At 49.8% G+C, this 18,587-nt stretch carries 16 protein-coding genes; 2 read left to right on the top strand and 14 right to left on the bottom strand.

All coding sequences use genetic code 11. From position 1 onward, the window contains the following. Nucleotide 1: 1 nt before the first annotated feature. From M0Q40_02005 to M0Q40_01975, 7 genes are all read right to left on the bottom strand, one after another. Nucleotides 2-310, bottom strand: a complete 309-nt coding sequence (locus M0Q40_02005; GenBank protein MCK9221396.1) for an integration host factor — start codon at nt 308-310, stop codon at nt 2-4. 34 nt (nt 311-344) lie between these two features. Further along, entirely contained in the window at nt 345-1,217 is an 873-nt protein-coding gene (locus tag M0Q40_02000; GenBank protein ID MCK9221395.1) for a YicC family protein, read from the bottom strand. Between the two features lie 66 nt (nt 1,218-1,283). Continuing rightward, nucleotides 1,284-3,947 (bottom strand): cation-translocating P-type ATPase, encoded by a 2,664-nt coding sequence (locus M0Q40_01995; GenBank protein ID MCK9221394.1) that lies wholly within the window; start codon nt 3,945-3,947, stop codon nt 1,284-1,286. A 113-nt stretch (nt 3,948-4,060) separates the two neighbouring features. Beyond that, a complete protein-coding gene (locus M0Q40_01990) occupies nt 4,061-4,816 on the bottom strand; it encodes a tetratricopeptide repeat protein (GenBank protein ID MCK9221393.1) in 756 nt (251 codons plus the stop codon). A 219-nt stretch (nt 4,817-5,035) separates the two neighbouring features. Next, nucleotides 5,036-5,515 (bottom strand): protein-export chaperone SecB, encoded by a 480-nt coding sequence (locus tag M0Q40_01985; protein ID MCK9221392.1) that lies wholly within the window; start codon nt 5,513-5,515, stop codon nt 5,036-5,038. Further along, nucleotides 5,512-5,751, bottom strand: a complete 240-nt coding sequence (locus M0Q40_01980; protein MCK9221391.1) for a hypothetical protein — start codon at nt 5,749-5,751, stop codon at nt 5,512-5,514. The genes M0Q40_01985 and M0Q40_01980 overlap by 4 nt, the downstream gene beginning before the upstream one ends. Before the next feature lie 142 nt (nt 5,752-5,893). Beyond that, nucleotides 5,894-6,304: a hypothetical protein gene (locus tag M0Q40_01975; protein ID MCK9221390.1), complete on the bottom strand. Its 411-nt coding sequence runs from the start codon at nt 6,302-6,304 to the stop codon at nt 5,894-5,896. Between the two features lie 721 nt (nt 6,305-7,025). On the opposite strand from M0Q40_01975, the gene M0Q40_01970 reads away from it, so the two are divergent. Both M0Q40_01970 and M0Q40_01965 read left to right on the top strand, forming a co-directional pair. Then, complete coding sequence (locus M0Q40_01970) at nt 7,026-8,957, top strand: extracellular solute-binding protein (GenBank protein MCK9221389.1); 1,932 nt, start codon at nt 7,026-7,028, stop codon at nt 8,955-8,957. A 152-nt stretch (nt 8,958-9,109) separates the two neighbouring features. Further along, nucleotides 9,110-10,840, top strand: a complete 1,731-nt coding sequence (locus M0Q40_01965; protein ID MCK9221388.1) for an NFACT family protein — start codon at nt 9,110-9,112, stop codon at nt 10,838-10,840. Here M0Q40_01965 and purD read toward each other — a convergent pair. The 7 genes from purD to M0Q40_01930 form a co-directional block, all read right to left on the bottom strand. After that, nucleotides 10,812-12,089 carry a phosphoribosylamine--glycine ligase gene (gene purD / locus M0Q40_01960; protein MCK9221387.1) on the bottom strand — a complete coding sequence of 426 codons (1,278 nt, stop codon included), beginning with the start codon at nt 12,087-12,089 and terminating at the stop codon, nt 10,812-10,814. The two genes, M0Q40_01965 and purD, sit on opposite strands and share 29 nt — an antisense overlap. A 21-nt stretch (nt 12,090-12,110) precedes the next feature. Beyond that, complete coding sequence (purH, locus tag M0Q40_01955; protein MCK9221386.1) at nt 12,111-13,661, bottom strand: bifunctional phosphoribosylaminoimidazolecarboxamide formyltransferase/IMP cyclohydrolase; 1,551 nt, start codon at nt 13,659-13,661, stop codon at nt 12,111-12,113. Between the two features lie 47 nt (nt 13,662-13,708). Further along, nucleotides 13,709-14,329 (bottom strand): phosphoribosylglycinamide formyltransferase, encoded by a 621-nt coding sequence (gene purN, locus M0Q40_01950; GenBank protein ID MCK9221385.1) that lies wholly within the window; start codon nt 14,327-14,329, stop codon nt 13,709-13,711. 17 nt (nt 14,330-14,346) lie between these two features. Next, a complete protein-coding gene (purM, locus tag M0Q40_01945; protein MCK9221384.1) occupies nt 14,347-15,393 on the bottom strand; it encodes a phosphoribosylformylglycinamidine cyclo-ligase in 1,047 nt (348 codons plus the stop codon). A gap of 395 nt (nt 15,394-15,788) precedes the next feature. Next, nucleotides 15,789-16,973: an ABC transporter permease gene (locus M0Q40_01940; GenBank protein MCK9221383.1), complete on the bottom strand. Its 1,185-nt coding sequence runs from the start codon at nt 16,971-16,973 to the stop codon at nt 15,789-15,791. Then, a complete protein-coding gene (locus M0Q40_01935; protein ID MCK9221382.1) occupies nt 16,970-17,887 on the bottom strand; it encodes an ATP-binding cassette domain-containing protein in 918 nt (305 codons plus the stop codon). The genes M0Q40_01940 and M0Q40_01935 overlap by 4 nt, the downstream gene beginning before the upstream one ends. 323 nt (nt 17,888-18,210) lie before the next feature. Beyond that, nucleotides 18,211-18,552, bottom strand: coding sequence for a cytochrome c biogenesis protein CcdA (locus tag M0Q40_01930; GenBank protein MCK9221381.1), 342 nt, complete (start codon nt 18,550-18,552; stop codon nt 18,211-18,213). Nucleotides 18,553-18,587: the final 35 nt, after the last annotated feature.

Genomic DNA, 18,587 nt, shown 5'->3' with positions numbered 1-18,587 from the left:
ACTAACCTAGTTTCCTTAATAGTTCACTCCGTTGTCGAACACCTAATCCCCTAACCCTTCTTGTTCCATTAATACCAACTTCTTGCATAATCCTCTCGCTGGTGATCTTGCCGACCCGGGGCAATGACTCTAATAGATGCCTCACTCTCATTCCAGCAACTACCGCATCATCGTCTTTCTCCAGGACTTCTGCCAGGCTTACGGTTCCTTTCTTCAGCTGAACCTTTAGTTTTGCCCGTTCGCTTCGTATCCAACGCGCCTTTTCTAAGGCCCGCCGCTTCTCTTCCGGGGTCAATCGGGGAAGACTCATGGGTAACCCTCCCTCTTAGCAAAGGAATATACAGTTATTCTACATTCTGTACCTGTTCTCTTATTTTGCCCACTACCGTCTTTGCTTCGACCACCAGTCCCGTTATATGCGAGTCTGTTGCCTTTGCTCCAATGGTATTAAACTCTCTAAGCAACTCTTGGGCCAAAAAATCCAATTTGGTACCCTGCACTCTCTCCTTGTCCATACTGTGCCTAAACTGGCTTAAGTGGCTTTCGATCCGCGCTATCTCCTCACTAATATCAGCGCGTTCTGCTAAAAAGACCACCTCAGCGGCCAGTCGCTGCATCAGATCATCGGGCAGTTTAGGGCCGAGCAATTCCCCAATCCTAGTCTGTAATTTGCTACGATATTGCTCCGTTAGATTTTGCGTTGCGCCCTTGATACTTTCCAATATTTTCTGAATCATATCTAGATGACCTTGGAGATCAATAACTAAGCGCTCTCCTTCCCGGGAGCGCATAAGAACCCCTTGGGCCATTGCCTCGGTCAGGGGCTTTTGGATCACATCCCAAGCCTGTTCTGGACAGAAACTCTCCTCAAATCTGAACACCTCTGGCAGACCCAATAACGTATTGATATCAAGGACACCGGTGGCGCCTATCTGTTCACAAATCTGGTTTGCAGCCGCGGCATAGCTGCGGCACAAAGCCAAATCCACCAACACATTCTTTGAGATTTGAGCTGTTCCCTTGATCTCTATATCAATCTCGACACGACCGCGCTGGACAAATTCTCGCACCGTTTGTTTAACCCGTTCCTCCAAACACAGGAGATAACTGGGCATCTTTACAACAATATCCAGATAGCGATGATTTACCATGCGCACTTGTACCTTGGCATCGGCAGTATCAACATTGCCGTAGCCTGTCATACTGAAGAGCGCCAAAATAATCCCCTCGATTTCATCAATATTCTACTATAAAGGTGATAAAATGTAAACCTAGCAGCAAACTCAAGTACGTAGCCAGCTAACCCTTGGGGAAGCAAGGTTTCGCAGCAACCTCAGTGTCCAGTTAAGAACCAACGGCCAACCGGCGAACAGTAGAATCAGCCCCCAGTCCATGGGTGAGAGCACCACGGTACGGAACAAGTTACGCAGCAGGGGAACATAGACTACGGCAAACTGCATAAGGATACTCACACTTACCGCACTAACCAACAACGGATTAGCCACGATACCCCGGGGACCAGCACCATAGGTACTACATTCAAAGGCGTGGAGCAACTGGGCCAACACAATGGTACAGAAGGCCAGACTACGGGCGCGGGCCATATTCCCCGGATAAAGCCATAGGCCAATGGCAAAGACCCCAACGGTGGATAGCCCAAGGAGACTACCCCGACCGAAGATCCTCCGGGCCATACCACCCGATAGGATGTGTTCATTGATCCGCCGGGGTTTTTTTCTCATTACGTCTTCCCCAGGTGGATCCATACCCAAAGCCACCGCGGGGAGTCCGTCGGTCACTAAGTTCATCCACAGGATCTGCACTGCAACTAAGGGTAAGGGCAGTTTCAACAAGGTTGCCACCAGCATCGTGAGGACTTCACCAACATTACAGGTAAGTAGGTACCCGACAAACTTTCTTATGTTAGTGTAGACTCCCCGTCCTTCTTCAATAGCATGGATGATTGTGGCGTAGTTATCATCAGCAAGCACCATGTCCGATGCTTCCTTAGTCACGTCGGTCCCTCCTTGACCCATGGCAATACCCACATCTGCCTCGGCAACCGCGGGAGCATCGTTCACCCCATCACCGGTCATAGCCACAATATGCCCCATGGATTTTAGACAGCGCACAATCCGCAGTTTGTGTTCCGGTGACACACGGCTAAATACACTTACGTGCTGAAGGTGCATAATCAACTCTCGATCCGTGAGCCGATCCAACTCATGACCAGTCAGCACCGATGCTGTCTTTTGGACGAGACCTAACTCAACTCCAATGGCCGTAGCCGTGGTCTTGTGGTCGCCGGTAACCATAATCGTCCGTATCCCCGCTTGTTCCGCCTTTCTAATCGCTGCTTTTACCTCGCGCCGGGGGGGATCATAAAGTCCAACAAGTCCTACAAAGGTTAGACCCTCTTCTATATCCTTTAACCCATCTGCCTTCTTGTAGGCTAAGGCCATTACCCGCAGGGCATCCCGGGCCATTTCCTCGGCAATTTCGGAAATCCTTTGCCTGCTTAGCGCCGTTAGGGGGATCCGCTCCCTTCCCCAATGAATGTATCGGCTACGGGCTAAAATAACCTCCCAGGCGCCCTTGGTTAGGCCCACCCCTTCGCCTTTAAGACTATAGAGTACCGTCATGCGTTTCCGCTCCGAGCTAAAGGGCAGCTCACCTAGGAGAAGGTATTCCCGGTGATGTTTATCCACCTCTTTAGTCAAGAGATGAGACAACTGGACCAGAGCCGCTTCGGTGGGATCCCCTTGCACAACTAACCCACCGGTAAAGGATGCCCTGTGTTCTATATTCGCACTATTGCACAAACCGCAAACACGCAATGCCCAGAATAGGTCGGTGCCCTCCTGGGGTATGCCAAGGTCTAGCAGTCCTTGCCCTTTGTGAACTGCTCCTCCAATCCAAAGACGTTGCACCTGCATTCTGTTTTCCGTAAGGGTTCCGGTCTTATCTGAACAGATGATGTCGGTACAGCCTAAGGTTTCCACCGCAGGTAATCTGCGGATAATCGCGGCCCGGCGACTCATCCTTTGTACCCCTAAGGCCAGGGCAATGGTCACCACAGCAGGAAGTCCCTCGGGAATGGCGGCCACAGCCAGACTTACGGCAATCATAAACATCTCTAGTACCGGTATACCCCGCCAAACCCCACTGGCAAATACCACTACCACAAGAAGAAGGCAAGCGGCAACTAACCAACGTCCCAACTGAGCAAGTCTTACCTCCAACGGTGTCGCAAGCCGACCAGCATCCTGCAGCATAGCAGCAATCCTTCCTACTTCACTTGACATGCCTGTTTCGGTAACCACCGCCACACCCCGACCAGCGGTCACCACAGTACCCATATAGAGACTGTTTTTGCGATCACCTAAGGGCGTCTCCCCCGTTCCAATCCATTGGTAGTCCTTGGATATGGGGAGGGATTCCCCGGTTAAAGCAGACTCATCGGTATACAGGGAAAAAGACTCAACCAGACGACAGTCGGCCGGTATCCGGTCGCCACTGTTTAGGAGAATAATATCTCCGGGTACCAATAGTTCCGCGGGTATCTGCTGCACGGAGCCGTCCCGGAACACCTTGGTGCGAGGTGCAGTTAGTCTGCGCAGTGCCTCCAGGGATCTCTCTGCCCGGTATTCTTGGATGAAGCCCAGAAATCCGTTTAGAAGTACAATGGCGATAATCGCCCACGCATCGGCCATTTCATCGAGGAGAATAGATATGAGCATGGCACATAGGAGAATAACCACCATGAAATCCTGAAACTGGGACAAGAAAAGACCAAGGGGCGATATCTTCTTCAATTGCCGCAGGTGATTAGGACCATGCTTGGCCAGCCGTTCATCGGCTTTTTTCTGGCTCAGTCCCCGCCCCGCGTCTGTATCAAGCTTTTGCAGTACCTCGCCTATAGAACCCTGATACCATTTATCCGTCATAGCACAACTCCCCAGGACAAGATAAAACTAACCTCAAGTTAATCAATATTCACTGGGGCCATAAAAAAGACCCGTCAGTTCCATGGGAACCGACGGGTCGTCCTAAGCAACCCTTAATTGGGCATATTCTCAAGGCGCTTTGCCGCTGGATCGTTTTGGGGATCTAACTGCACCGCCCGGTAATACTCATGGGAAGCAGCCTCTAAATCTCCCTTTTCCTCATACAGCATACCAAGATAGTAATGAATCCGAGGATCATCAAGATTGAAAAGCCTGCCGGTCTCTAGAATCGTCAGAGCTTCTTCCTGCTCATTCGCCTTGATTTTCAACAACGCCAATTCCAGATATACTTCGGGAGCATTGGGAGCAATCTCCAAGCTCCGCTCGTAATACTCCATCGCAGTTTCATCTTCCTGCCGATGCTGGCTGCAAAGACCCAAACCCTTTAGGGCAAGGGCCGAGTTCTCATCCTCTGCGATCACTTCAAGGAAAAGTTCTTCAGCCTGATCGTAGTCTTCCTGCTTCAAATAAACCTCACCAATAAGAGCCTTTACCCAGTAATACTCAGGACCCATATCTACAACCTTTTGGTAGGCTGAGATCGCGTCTTTCGCCTTGCCCTGACCAAGGTATGACGTGGCTAGGAGCAAGTGCTGATGGGCGCCATCGGGGTAACTGGAGGTAGCCTGCTCCAATTGGCCTGAGGCAACCTCTAGGTTATCTATACCAAGATGGACTAACCAAAGTGTATAGGTGTCCAGGATTGTCTTTACATATTCCTCAATGCTATCTATCCTTGCACTAAGGGGAGTTATATAGGTAAAAAGGACCAAAACCACCAGTATGCCAATCAGTAACTTCTTCTTCAATCTAGCCACCCCATTCTCATTCGGTCTAGCCTAAGATCAAAGCCAGTTCCTCATCCTATTTTACCAGTCCTACTTCCATGAGGCAAGGATGGCAAGTACCCAATCCAAGACCCCAGCAAAGTCAGATCGGGTATGTACCTGGACCAAAAGCATCTACTTTTGAACGTAGAAGAAGCCCCAGAAGATTCCGGGGCCTGTACCCGGCGAAACCGCATCCACCTATTCGCTGTCCGAAGCAGATTGTACACTGTCGGTTGGACTATGGCTAACTTCATCTATTGTAGCGGGATTGATGATAGGCAAAACAATTGGCTGAATGCCTGCAGCCTGTGTGACGCTGCTGATAGTCGAGCGCAGATAAGGAAACAGTACACTAACAGCGTTCCTGTCGAGCAATTCCTTTTTGACCTCTACAGGCAGTTCCTCTTCGTCATTAAATCCAAAAAGACCTTGAAGTGTCAAGCTGAGCAAAAGCGTAGGAGTATCTTCATCTTGAAAATCCGATTGGATTCGACAGAAGAGACGGACAACACCCGTATCCCCGCTGCCGCTTAGGACTTGTGATCTCCCCAAAAACGTCCTAAGCTCAATTTCCTCGTCCTTACGAAACATTCTCTCCGGGTCTATCGAAAGCTCTAGTTGTTCAATTGTATAGGACCGGAATTCAAACACGCGCTTAATCTTATCTAGACCCGTCATGCGGCATCAACACCAGTAAAAAAAATACCTTTTGCACTCAACCCATCAGCAAAATCAAACCGGTACGAAGAAAGGCGGTTGTAGTAGCAGACTTCTTGCTCATATTCCTCTACGAGATCCTGGATGTCATCGGCCAAAAATCGTACTCCGGCCCTCTCAAATAGAGCATCTCTATCCGCCTCTGACATGTTTTCAAATTGCTCGATCAACCGATCAGCAATTTCACGGGTTAACACTTCTCCCCACCTCCACCTTTTAACTTGATACCTTTACGCTCCCTCAAGCTCGGAGTGACATCTCGCCACACGAACGTCGAAAATAAATCCCGGTCTCTTCACACAGTAAATCAAATACTCATCGTTCATATACCCTAGTTTATTATATCCTGTTCCATCCTGAGGGCATGATCATTTTGACCACTCCAACCCCTTGCGATTCTGAAACCATCTGCACCGCTACCGATTCCGCTTGTTTATTGTTCAATTCAGGTGTTTTCTTGACTATAACAGCCACGACTCTTTTTAGTTCGTTCCGCTGTGCTATTTTGGTCAAGTCCAGTAAATGTTCCGGCGAACAACGGATCACACACGAGAGCACCGAACACCGATGGTCGCGTAAGTGGCTTGCATTCTTAGTATACCGGATCGCACGGTCAATGTCATCGAAAAAATACGCCCCAGGCCCTAAACGACTGTTCTTTGAACATCGTGTATAGTCAAAACCGCCTCCACATATTTCTAAAGCAGCCTTTTCTTTGGTGGCGTGGTATGCATCTGTCCGCAACTCCATAGCCGAAAAACCACCACCTCCGCGTCGCACGAAGAAATTTCCGTTTCATTATCTACGTTGGCTATGAAACCCCTATATTCCTGCTGAACTTCTCATCGCTACCATGCCGTATCGCCTCATCTGTTTTTGGAAATAGAAGAGACCCTAGAACCATCTAGAACCGGATGCTTTGCTTCCCAAAACTCCATCCTATGTAGCTTGGGCTATGCTGCCACACGTGCATGTTCTTGATTTTCTATGCTACCACAGTTTATCATGTACCACACTTACTCAACGCAGCCAGTCTTTGGCTCCCACATATCCCCGTACTTGATAACCTCACCAATCATGACATGACCAGCCACATCACTTCGATTAGTTCGTCTGCCTTCTTTTTCGAACCAATTAACTTTCGATTACTGCAGGAAAACGTGAACCTTTGGCGAAGTATGTTTATGTAATCATCGATTAATAAATTCTTTATGAATGTCAAGCTGAACAACGCCCATCAAACCGCGAGAGCATCGTCGTACAGCCCAGCCAATTGTTTTGGTGCACAAACTCTTTGTTATACAATCGCCGCCACTTAGAACAGATCAGTTACAGAACACAGGAATATAAACGCCTGGGACAGATCAGGTTGCAGTCGAATATGAAGGAGGGTTGTCATCAAAAGCAGTATCGCAAACCTGGAGAGCCTTCCCTGGTTGGGGTCTATCAATCTAAAGGAGGAGTAGTCATTATGCATTTTAGAGGTATTCGTCGCTGGTTAGTCTTTGTATGTATGCTATCGGTAATCCTCTTACCTACGCACATAAATGCAGAGCAAGAACGGATTACCCTTGAAGTCGTCCTTACAGCAGGACGTAATCCCAATGTGAACGTAGTACAAGACTATGGGACCACCCCATGGACGGAGATCCTAACCCAGGAATTCCAGAAGGAGTACCCTTATGTTGATCTAGTCTTCCGGACAGGAAGTATGGAGCAAATGACGGTAATGATCATCGGCGGAAAGGGACCGGATATCGTCAATGGGATGGGACATGCCTTTATCAACTTAGGGAGGCAAGGCGGGTTCGTCGACCTAAAACCATTACTAGAAAAGGATGGCATTTACGAGGAAGTAGAGCAATGCTATTGGCCACCACAGTTTGAGGCGTTCAAGCATCAAGAACAGCTATTCGGGCTTCCCCAGTACTTAGGAACCATCGCCATGTACTACAATGCGGATATGTTCGCTGCTCATGGGATCCATAATCCCGAGCCGCGGGCCGATCAAAGCACAATGGACTGGGAAGATTTTGAAGCAATTGCCAAGAAACTAACCCAAGATATTGACGGTGATGGAGTCACCGATGTGTGGGGATTCACCAAATGGATGACCGCAACTGATCGAATTCATTATTGGATGAAGGCCGCTGGTACAGACTTTTATGGGAACGAGGAGAAAACAGTAAGTACCCTGGATAATCCCCAAGCAATCGAGGCTTTAGAATTCCTGCAGGGTCTTCGTTGGGAATCCCAAGTAATGGCACCGCCCAATGCCCCAACAAGCTGGCTCCAAAGCCAAGCCGCCATTATGGAAGATGGGTCCTGGAGCCTAGTTAGCTTCCTCGGGCTACAAAAGGACGGGCGACCAAAGGTCTCCTTTGAGTGGAACCTGTTCCCCATGCCCATTGGTCCCTCAGGGGAGCGCTCCACCTTAGCTACCAACGACGGATACGGGATCAACAAGAATACAAAGCATCCCGAAGAAGCATACGCCCTGTTGAAGTTCCTCGCTGGTCCAATGGCCAATGAAATCAAGGCCAAGTACCTGGCCTTAGCACCGGCCCATCGTGATGTGGCACCGGAGTACCTAGATCTCATGCGGGTGCTAAACATGGATGTGTATGACATTAATACTTTTGTCTTCACTGACGCAGGGGCCTACGCCCATCCAGAGGTAATTTACTCAGATCCGATGGTCAGTGAAAGGGCCTTTAAAGATGCGTATACAAAGATCTTCGATCAAGGCGCACCTGTTGGTCCTACTTGGTCTGAGGCCATCGCCGCCATGAATCGCACCCTTGCATCAACTGCCCAGGGACCTGTGCGCAGGGAAGTGAAATGGCAAGGTCAAGACTGGATAAGTCAAGACCTTAACACCGCAATACCTGGGTCAGCCGTGGTGCAAAAGGATGGTAAGCTCGTCATTGAGGCCGCAGGAGCCGACATCTGGTCATACAGAGATGGCTTCGGATTTGTCTACCAGGAAGTTGCAGGCGATTTCGAAGCAGTCCTGTGCCTCCACTCCGCGCCGGATACAGATCCCTGGTCCAAATCAGGTATCATGCTGCGTAGTGAGGCCACCGCAGAATCAGCCAACGTCACTGTGCTAGGTACGGGTAAGAATGGTCTGGTAATGCAAGAACGGCAAGGGGTAGGCGACTATGCCACCCAGGTCAAGAGCGTCTCTTGGACTAATGGAGAGCCGGTGTACTTGAAATTAATCCGCAGGGAATTCACTGTCACAGGCCAAATGTCCTTCGACGGGAAAGTCTGGGTCACGTTGGGTACTGTGGATATCGACCTACCAGAAAAGGTGTTGGTCGGCCCAGCTTCAACATCCCATGCGGCAACCAAAACCGGAAAAGCCGTCTTTAGTGACTGGCAACTTACACCCTACTAATCTCCGAACCAATGGCTACGGGGGCGGTTTCTACCGCCCCCGTAGCGCGTTATGCTCCCCTGAGGCATCCGCGTTTTTTCGCTTTCCATTAGTTGCGTTTCGCAAAATATGTTATTCTAGATAGTATAATTGATCTACAAGGAAGGATCCCTATGCCCTTTGATGGAGTTATGCTAGCAGCAATTAGCCATGAGATTACACCTTCAATTTTAGGAGCGCGCATTGCCAGGATCTATCAACCGGATCCGACAACGGTGGTCCTTGGCCTGCGGCGACCCGATGAGGAGTATCAGCTATTGTTCTCCACAGAACCAACTGATGCACGCCTCCATCTGGTCCAACAGCCCTTTGAACAGTCGATCTATGCCTTTGGCCTTGCCCTTCGCAAAATACTTATCGGTGGGCAGATAGTGGACACAAAGCAACCAGATTGGGATCGTCTTTTTCATCTGCGCGTCGAGACAGAAGAAGGAACCATCGATCTGGTGGCGGAGATCATGGGACGTCACAGCAACCTCATTGCGGTCGATACAAGGACCAGGGAGATCTTGGCAGTCTTAAAGCCCGTAACCGAGCGAATGAGCCGGTACCGGCAGGTACTACCGGGCCTGCGATATATTCAACCACCAGCCGCAAAGAGAAGACCTTTTTATCCATTAAGTAAGCAGGAGCTAACTAGCAGCTTAGATAGCTCCAAACAAATTGATAACGCGCTCCTGCAAGGATTATTGGGGTTGAGTCCCTTACTTATCGCCGAAATTCTTTATCGGAGCGAGATTAGTCCCAGTCTTCCGGCCCATACCCTTGATGAATCGATGATTACGCGGTTGCACCAGGAGCTGGAATCTTTCGGAAAAGCAATAGCGGGGGGCCACTTCTCCCCCACAATGATTATGGATCAAGATGGAAAGCCACTGGACATCGCGGCAACACGAATTCACCATCTAGCCCATACAACAAAGAAGTCATACACGAGTCCAAGTGCCTTAGTTAGTGACTATTTCCGGATAAAAGCAGACCTAAGAAGATGCGCCCAGCTACAAACCCAGTTGATGTCGGTAATCTCCAACCAGTTGAAAAATTGCCAGCGAAAAGTAGTTGATCTAAACGATGCCTTAGCCCGGGCAGAAAATGCCGATGAGTTTCGTAAACTAGGGGAACTACTTACCGCCAATTTGCATCTAGTCAAACGGGGACAAACAATAATTAAAGTCACAGACTATTATGATCCAAATCAAAGGGAAGTCGCCATTGAATTGGATCCAAAGTTTACTCCGGCGGCCATGGCCGAACAATACTTCCGCATGTACCAAAAGGCGAAAAGGGGAAGAAAGATCACCGAGGAACACCTAGAGAGTGTTCGCGAGGAGATAGATTACCTGCTAACGGTACAAACCCACATTGAACTTGGAGAGACAGTGGAGGATCTTGAGCGAATTAAGGCCGAGTTGATGGAGCAAGGATACATTGCCACACCCTCCCAGAAGAGCCGTGAGGGAAAAAGATCCCAACCCCTCATCTTCCGGGGACCAGATAGCGTCCTCATCCAGGTGGGTCGGAACAATAAGGAGAATGACCAGCTAACTTTAAAGCTGGCCCGTCCCCATGATATTTGGCTCCATACCAAGCAAATTCCAGGATCCCATGTGATCATCCGCGCGGAGCGTAAAATGGGTGATCTGACGGAGATCCCGGAACATGTGCTCGTATATGCCGCCCAAATCGCCGCGTACTTTAGTAAGGCCCGCCAAGGGCAAAACATCCCCGTGGACTATACCTTCGTGAAATACGTCAGAAAACCAAGTGGTGCACGGCCAGGCTTTGTTATCTACGAAAACTACCGTACAATCAATGTTAATCCAAAGATTCCAAAGCACGACTAGCAATGTCTTTGCGGTAATACGCGTCCTTAAACTGGATCTGCTCCACCGCGGCGTAAGTCCTTTTGATCGCCTCAGACACATCCAAATCCAAAGCCGTTACCCCGAGGACCCGCCCCCCATCGGTGACCATGTCTTCATCTTCAAACCTAGTACCGCTGTGGAACACATATACATCCTGCATTCCTTCAACATCGGCAAGTCCACTGATGGGATATCCCTTCCGATACTCGCCCGGATAGCCTCCAGAAGCGAGAATAACACAAACCGCAGCCCGCTGATCCCAGCGAAGCTCAATCTCCTCTAGGCACTCATCGATTACCGCATCCATCACATCAACTAGATCCGTAAGCAATCTCGTCAGCACCACCTGGGCCTCGGGATCCCCGAAGCGGCAATTAAACTCCACCACCTTGGCCTTTCCTTGATGGACCATCAGGCCAGCATAGATAACTCCTTTATAAAGGATCCCTTCTTTCCTTAGGCCCGCCACCGTAGGCACTAGGATCTGGTTGTAGACTTCTTGGATCAAGGCCTCGTTCAGTACCGGTGTTGGGGAGTAGGCCCCCATGCCCCCAGTATTGGGACCTTGTCCCCCCTCATAGATCTGCTTATGGTCCTGGGCAGAAACCATGGGAATAATGGTCTTACCATCGGTAAAGGCTAGGAGACTAGCCTCTTCCCCTTGAAGGAACTCCTCAATGACCACCTGCTCTCCCGCCTGGCCAAAAACCTTATCCGCCATCAAATCCAGCAGGGCCCCTTGGGCAACCTCCCGGGTAGCAGCAACAATTACACCCTTTCCAGCAGCTAAACCATCGGCCTTGATTACAATAGGCAGGGTGGCGCTTGTTACATAATCCAAGGCCTTTTCTAGATCCGAAAAAACCCGGTAATCCGCGGTGGGAATACCGTATTTTCTCATGAGCTCTTTAGCAAAGACCTTGCTTGATTCCAGTTGGGCAGCTCTCTTACTTGGTCCGAAGATGCGTAGCCCTCGTCCTTCGAACTCATCCACGATCCCCTGGGCTAGGTAAGCTTCCGGTCCCACAACGGTCAAGTCAATCTGCTCAGCCTGCGCCCAATCAGCAATGGAGCCTACCTTGCTTGACGGTAGTTTTGGACACTCTGCTAGATGTGCGATTCCGGCATTTCCAGGGTAACAGTAAATCGTCTTGACCTTAGGGCTTTTGGACATAGCCCAGACTAAGGCGTGCTCCCTGCCACCACTGCCGATTACCAATACCTTCAATTACCGTCACTCCCACCAGTATTAGTGCTTAAAATGCCTAACTCCTGTAAAGACCATCGCAATACCGTGCTCGTTAGCCGCATCAATGGAATCCTGATCCCGCACCGAACCACCGGGCTGGATGATCGCTTTGACGCCCGCCTTAGCCACGGCCTTTACCACATCATCAAAGGGGAAAAAGGCATCGGAAGCAATCACACCGCCTTGGGCTTTATCTGTGGCCCCCGCAATGGCAAGCTCTGCAGCGGTGATTCGGTTCATCTGCCCGGCCCCTACCCCCACCGTCCGTGTGCCTGAGGCGAGGACAATCGCATTGGACTTTACATGTTTTACTACCTTCCAACCGAATAACATAGACTCAAGCTGTTGTGGGGTTGGTGTCACTTTAGTAACAACCTGTAGTTTGTCCGGGTCCAAATCTCCAAGGTCCACTGCCTGTACCAAAAGCCCCCCGGCCACCCGTTTGTAGTCCCACCAAGGTTTCTGCTTAGCTCCACAGGCTTCGTCTAATCCCTCAATTTGTAGCAGGCGAATATTGGGCTTCACGGTGAGGATCTCTAAAGCTTCTGCCGTGAAGCCTGGGGCGACGACAACTTCTAAGAAGATCTCACTCATCTGCTTTGCCGTTTCGGCATCCACCACCCGATTAACAGCAATAATCCCACCGAAAATGGACACCGGATCACCTTCGTAGGCTAACCGAAAAGCTGTGGCCAAATCATCTGCCGAGGCTACCCCACAGGGATTTGTATGTTTGCTGGCCACCACCGTGGGATTTGTGAACTCCTTCAGTAATTCCAAGGCCCCATTGGTGTCATTGATATTGTTAAAGGACAGCTCTTTCCCATGAAGCTGTTTTGCCGCAGCTAGGGTATATGGTCCATGACCCGGTTCTTGATAGAATGCCGCTTTCTGGTGGGGGTTCTCACCATAACGCAGGTCTGCCACCTTATCCCAAGGAAGGGTCAAGGTCTCAGGAAACGCTGCATCCTGCCCTAAGAATCTGGCGATCAGTGCATCATAGCGGGCCGTGTGCCTAAAGGCCTTCAGCGCTAGATCCCTGCAAAACTCGTCGGTTAGTCCTCCTTCGGTTTTTAGCAGCTGGATGATCTTGGCGTAGTCGCTAGGGTCGACCACAACAGCAACCCCCGCGTGATTTTTTGCGGCGGCCCGGATGAGGGTTGGCCCCCCAATATCGATGTTCTCAATGGCTTCTTCCATGGTTACATCGGGTTTGGCCACCGTCGCTTCAAAGGGATAGAGATTGACCACCACAAGATCAATGGTTCCAATGCCTAGCTCATCCAACTGTTTTAGATGCTCTTCTTTGTCCCTGCGGGCCAAGATTCCCGCGTGGATCTTAGGGTGTAGCGACTTCACCCGTCCTTCCAGGATCTCGGGAAAGCCAGTTACCTCTGAGACGTATGCCACATTAACACCAGCATCTTGTAGTGTTTTGTGAGTACCACCGGTGGAGATTAGCTCAACACCTAGTCTGCTCAGTGAACTTCCAAACTCCGCAAGTCCCGTCTTATCTGAGACGCTTAACAAAGCTCGTCTAATCTTAATCATCTAACTCCCGCGAATGACCGCGGTTCCCTCCTTTTGTAGGTGTATCTTTAGTGGGAGTCCTGATCCTCTAGGATCCGCACCCGTCTGCCTTCGATGTTCAAACTTCCTTGTGCATATAATTGGATTGCCTGCGGATAGGCAATATGCTCTTGTTCAAGGATGCGGGTAGAAAGGGTCTCCTCCGTATCATCGTCAAAAACAGGTACCGTCCGCTGCAGGATAATCGGGCCAGAATCCATCCCCTCATCCACGAAGTGAACTGTGCACCCCGAGACCCGCACTCCATATTCAAGGGCCTGTCTTTGCGCATTTAGCCCCGGAAAGGATGGAAGTAGGGAAGGATGAATGTTAATCACCCGCCATTTGAATCTATCCAAAAACCAGCCCGACACTAACCGCATATACCCCGCTAAGACTACAAGTTCAACCTTATGAGCCACCAGACACTTATACAATGCTTCTTCAAAAGACTGCTTGTCCGGATAGTCTTCCCTGAGGATGACCTCGGTGGCAACTCCGTGTTTCTCTGCCCGCTCTAAGGCCAAGGCATCGGTCCGATCACTAATCACTACGCTAACCTGCGCTTGTAACTGGCTAGTTTCAATGGCATCAATAATGGCTTGCAGGTTGCTGCCCCGGCCCGAGGCAAGGATGCCTAAGTTAAGCAATGCACTTCATCCTTCCATTATCTGGCGAATGCAACTGTTTTCTCACCCCGGACAACCTCTCCAATGACAAAGCTCTGCTCGCCCATCTTTTTCAGATCCTGTTGTACTGAGTCCACGTCCTCCCCGGAAACAACTAAAACCATAGCAATACCCATGTTGAAGGTGTTATACATCTCATCCTCATCGATATTACCTTCCCGCTGTAGCAGATCAAATACAGGCAACACAGGCCAGCTTCCCTTCTTGATGAGCACCCCACACCCATCGGCCAAGCTTCTGGGCAGATTTTCCGGAAGCCCACCCCCACTAATATTGGCAATACCCTTAATCGGGTATTTCTCCACTAGCTTATTTATTTGCTTAGCATAAATACCTGTGGGCTCTAGAAGTTCCTCACCCAAACTCCTGCCGAACTCCGGTACGAAGGTATCCACGGTGAACTTTTCTAGTAGGGCTTTGCGCACCAAGGAAAAACCACTGGACTGTAGTCCCGTAGAGCCGATGCCAACAAGTACATCCCCAGGCTCGGCAGTACTGCCATCGATAATCTTACTCTTATCCACTACACCTACGGCAAACCCGGCCAGATCATATTCCCCTGGGGCATAGAAGCCGGGCATCTCCGCAGTCTCCCCACCGATGAGAGCACAACCTGCTTTTCGGCATCCCGCGGCAATGCCAGCGACGATCTGTTCAGCGGTATCGGTGGCTAGCTTGCCCACCGCCAGATAGTCGAGAAAAAACAACGGCTTGGCCCCATGGCAAATAATGTCATTGACACAATAGGCTACAAGATCAAGACCCACGGTATCATGTTTGTCCATGAGAAAAGCAATCTTAAGCTTTGTACCCACCCCATCGGTACCTGATACCAATACAGGCTCCTCAAACTTGCCTTGGTCAAAGGCAAACAGACCACCAAAGGAGCCAAGGTCATTCAGCACTTCAGGACCATAGGTTGATTTAGCATGGACCTTGATCCTACGTACCGTCTCATACCCCGCATGGATATCAACGCCGGAGTCTTTGTAAGTTAGCTTTTTTGAATTGTCAATACTGCTCATATCCCTCACTCCATTATCTTGGGTAAATCAGTTTAAGTGATACAAAGGAATGCTACCGGGGTTGTCCCGGAGCAACTCTTAGTACTAGCATCTACCAAACACCATGTTGGATTGGCCTTTAGCAAAATTAATATAAAAAAAGGCAGGCACGGTCTATTTCCATGAAACCTGCCCGCCAGGGTTTTTATCCCGCTAAGGTGTGGCATTAAAAAAGCATGCCTGCATCACTCGGTCACAGTCCCTAAAACAGGCGGAACCCTAGATGCACTTTCATAGTTATTCTTCTCCCGAAGCCGGAATTCTAACCAGCTTTGGCGCCTTCAGTTTAGCAAACACTACTAGTTTTGTCAAACAAAACTACTCCGGCAAAACCCCATGGTATCGGCAGTCTGTGTCTATTCATATCTAAACCACTTCCAGATCTCTTTAGGAGTGGCGGTCTTCCCATACATAAGCATCCCCACACGAAAGATCTTGGCCGCGGCGAACATCACGAGCACGGTGGTAATCAACAGAATCCCAGCACTTAATAGCAGCTCCCAAAGGGGAACCACCGTTAAACCGGAACGCATCATCACAATCCACGGACTAGTAAAGGGAAACAAGCTTACTATCGTCGCAATCATTCCATCGGGATTTTGGATTACTGGGCCAATAAAGATGGCTCCAATACTAGGCAAGGCAAAGGCCAGACCTTGCAGGCTACCTGCACTTTGCACATCCTCCATGGTGGCACCCAACCCAACAAAAAGCGACGCGTACAGCAGATAACCAAGCAGTCCAAAGACAAGTAGTACTGGAAGCTGTTGCCACACGATATACTCCTCCACAGGGAAGTGGAAGCCAAATTTGGCTACTCCCACACCTAAGAGTAACCATAGACCAAACTGAATAACTCCCAGTACGAAGTTGCCAAGGATCTTTCCCTGCATCAGCTCCAAGGGACTAATCGAGGATAGTACCACCTCCGCCATCCGGTCCCGTTTTTCCTGTAGGGCACTATATAGAAGCATACCACCGGTAGCGAGAATCAAGATAACGACCAGTATCGTAAGCACCATCGATACAAGCATGTTCCGCGCCTGCTTTGCGGCATCACCGTTAGGATAAGCCGGGATCACCTGACAGGGAGCACTTAATCTTTGGATCAAGTTTGGGTCTATTCCGGATTGCTGGATCCGGGTATTTTGCAGCAGGGCAGTCAATAGAGCTTGTAGCTTCTCGATACCCTGGGGTTTTTCCATATGCACTGTCACACTACCAGTCTCGATGAAGGACTCTGTCAGGGTAAAATAGCCCTTTGCCTTTATCTCCTCTGCATAGCCAGCCAAGTCCTCCCCGTCATAACCCTTCACTTCGATGTTACTGCTTTCCGTCAACTGCACTAGGGTACCGAGAAGGCCTAGTTCATCAAAAACAACATAGGTATCGATCTCTGGCTTCTCCAGCTTCTCTATCAGCAGGGGAATCCCAGCAAAGACAACGATAATCAAAGGGGTGAGAATCAGTCCTAGTAGAAACTGCTTGTTCCGTAGGTTCCGCATGATCTCCCACATCATGATTTGTCGGGTACCGTTCATATTGCCGCCTCCCCACTGGCGATCCTAACGAAAATATCGTGGAGGGAAATGCGGGAAATGGACATCTCCTCAATGGGAAGGTCCGGATCCAAAGTTGAGACAAACTCAGCCGGCTCGACACCATCCTGCAGCAACAACATCAACCGATTATCCTTCTGGTCGTGCTCCGCTACCAAAGGATGCCGGAATAACTGACTGTTATCGCCTTCTATCACCATATTGACCCGGTAGTTCCCATATTGGGCCTTAATATCCTGTAAGGGACCATAGAGAACCTTTTGGCCTCGATTAATCAAGAAAATGCGATGACTTACCGCCTCCACCAGGTTCATCTGGTGACTGCAAAGGAGCACAGCGGTACCCCCTTGGGCTAGGCGCCGGATCTCCTCCAGGAAAATGTCCTGGCTCACGGGATCTAAGCCAGAAAAAGGCTCATCTAGTACCACCAAACTCGGTTCATGCAGCACAGTAGCGATAAACTGGATCCGTTGGGCCATACCCTTGGATAATTCCTGTACCTTGGCATCGGCATAGTCCTCAAGTCCAAAGCGGGCTAACCAACTCTGTGCCCTCTTCCTTGCTAGGTTCTTCGGTACCCCTTTCAAACCGGCTAAGAACACCAAAACATCCATGACTTTGGATTCCCGATACAATCCCCGTTCCTCGGGCATATATCCAACCTTGCTCTTCACAATAGTTTTTGAGCGCTCCCCCGAACCCAAACTAAAGCCGATGTCTCCCTCATCCGGGCCCACAATGCCCATGATAATCCGGATGATCGTCGTCTTCCCTGCTCCGTTAGGTCCAAGCAAGGCCATGATCTCACCGGGGTAAACCTCAAAGGATATATCATCCACCACCCGGCGCTTTTCATAGCTTTTACCGATCCCCTTAACCGCTAGCGCATGCTCCAACAGTCTATCTTCCTCTCATCCTGCTGATAGAATTGCAAAGTAATCCGTATAAACCAAAATCCCCACTAGCACCCGTGACAATCTCTGCGGTTCTTAGATGCTTATGAAAGCGGCGCAGATGGGGTGGCAAAAAAGAAGCCCCTAGGGCCGTAACCAAGAAAGGTAGTGCCAGCCCAAAGGAATAGGTAGAAGTCCCCCTCTAGATATGGCCCCACCCATCGCCGCAAACATGAAAATAGAACCAAGGATAGGACCTACACAGGGAGTCCAGCCAAAGGAGAAGGCCACCCCCAGGGGAAAGGAGTTGAAGATGCTCATACCCTTTAAAACATAGCCAGCCCGCCTCTCTTTAAGGAGGGGATGAAGCCGAAACACCCCGCAGTATACAACCCAAAAACAACGATGAATACCCCAGCCACCTTACGAAAAGTCACAAGGTTAACAAGCAAACACTGGCCAATGAAACTCATGGGAAAACCAAGGAGCGTAAAGACAAAGCTAAACCCAACCACAAAAGCAACTGCATTGGTGAAGAGCTGATCAAGCTTCTTGCTGTAGGCCAGTTCCCCGGCTGAATAGCCGGTCAAATAGCTTAGATAACTTGGTACTAAGGTAAGACACAGGGTGAGAAAAACGAGGCTACTCCCGCGCCAAAGGCTACCCACAAGGAAAGATCTCCTGAGTCCATTAAGTCCACCAC

Source organism: Limnochordia bacterium, from assembly GCA_023230925.1.
Classification (GTDB): Bacteria; Bacillota; Limnochordia; order DUMW01; family DUMW01; genus JALNWK01.
This window is presented reverse-complemented; position numbering and strand designations above follow the sequence as displayed.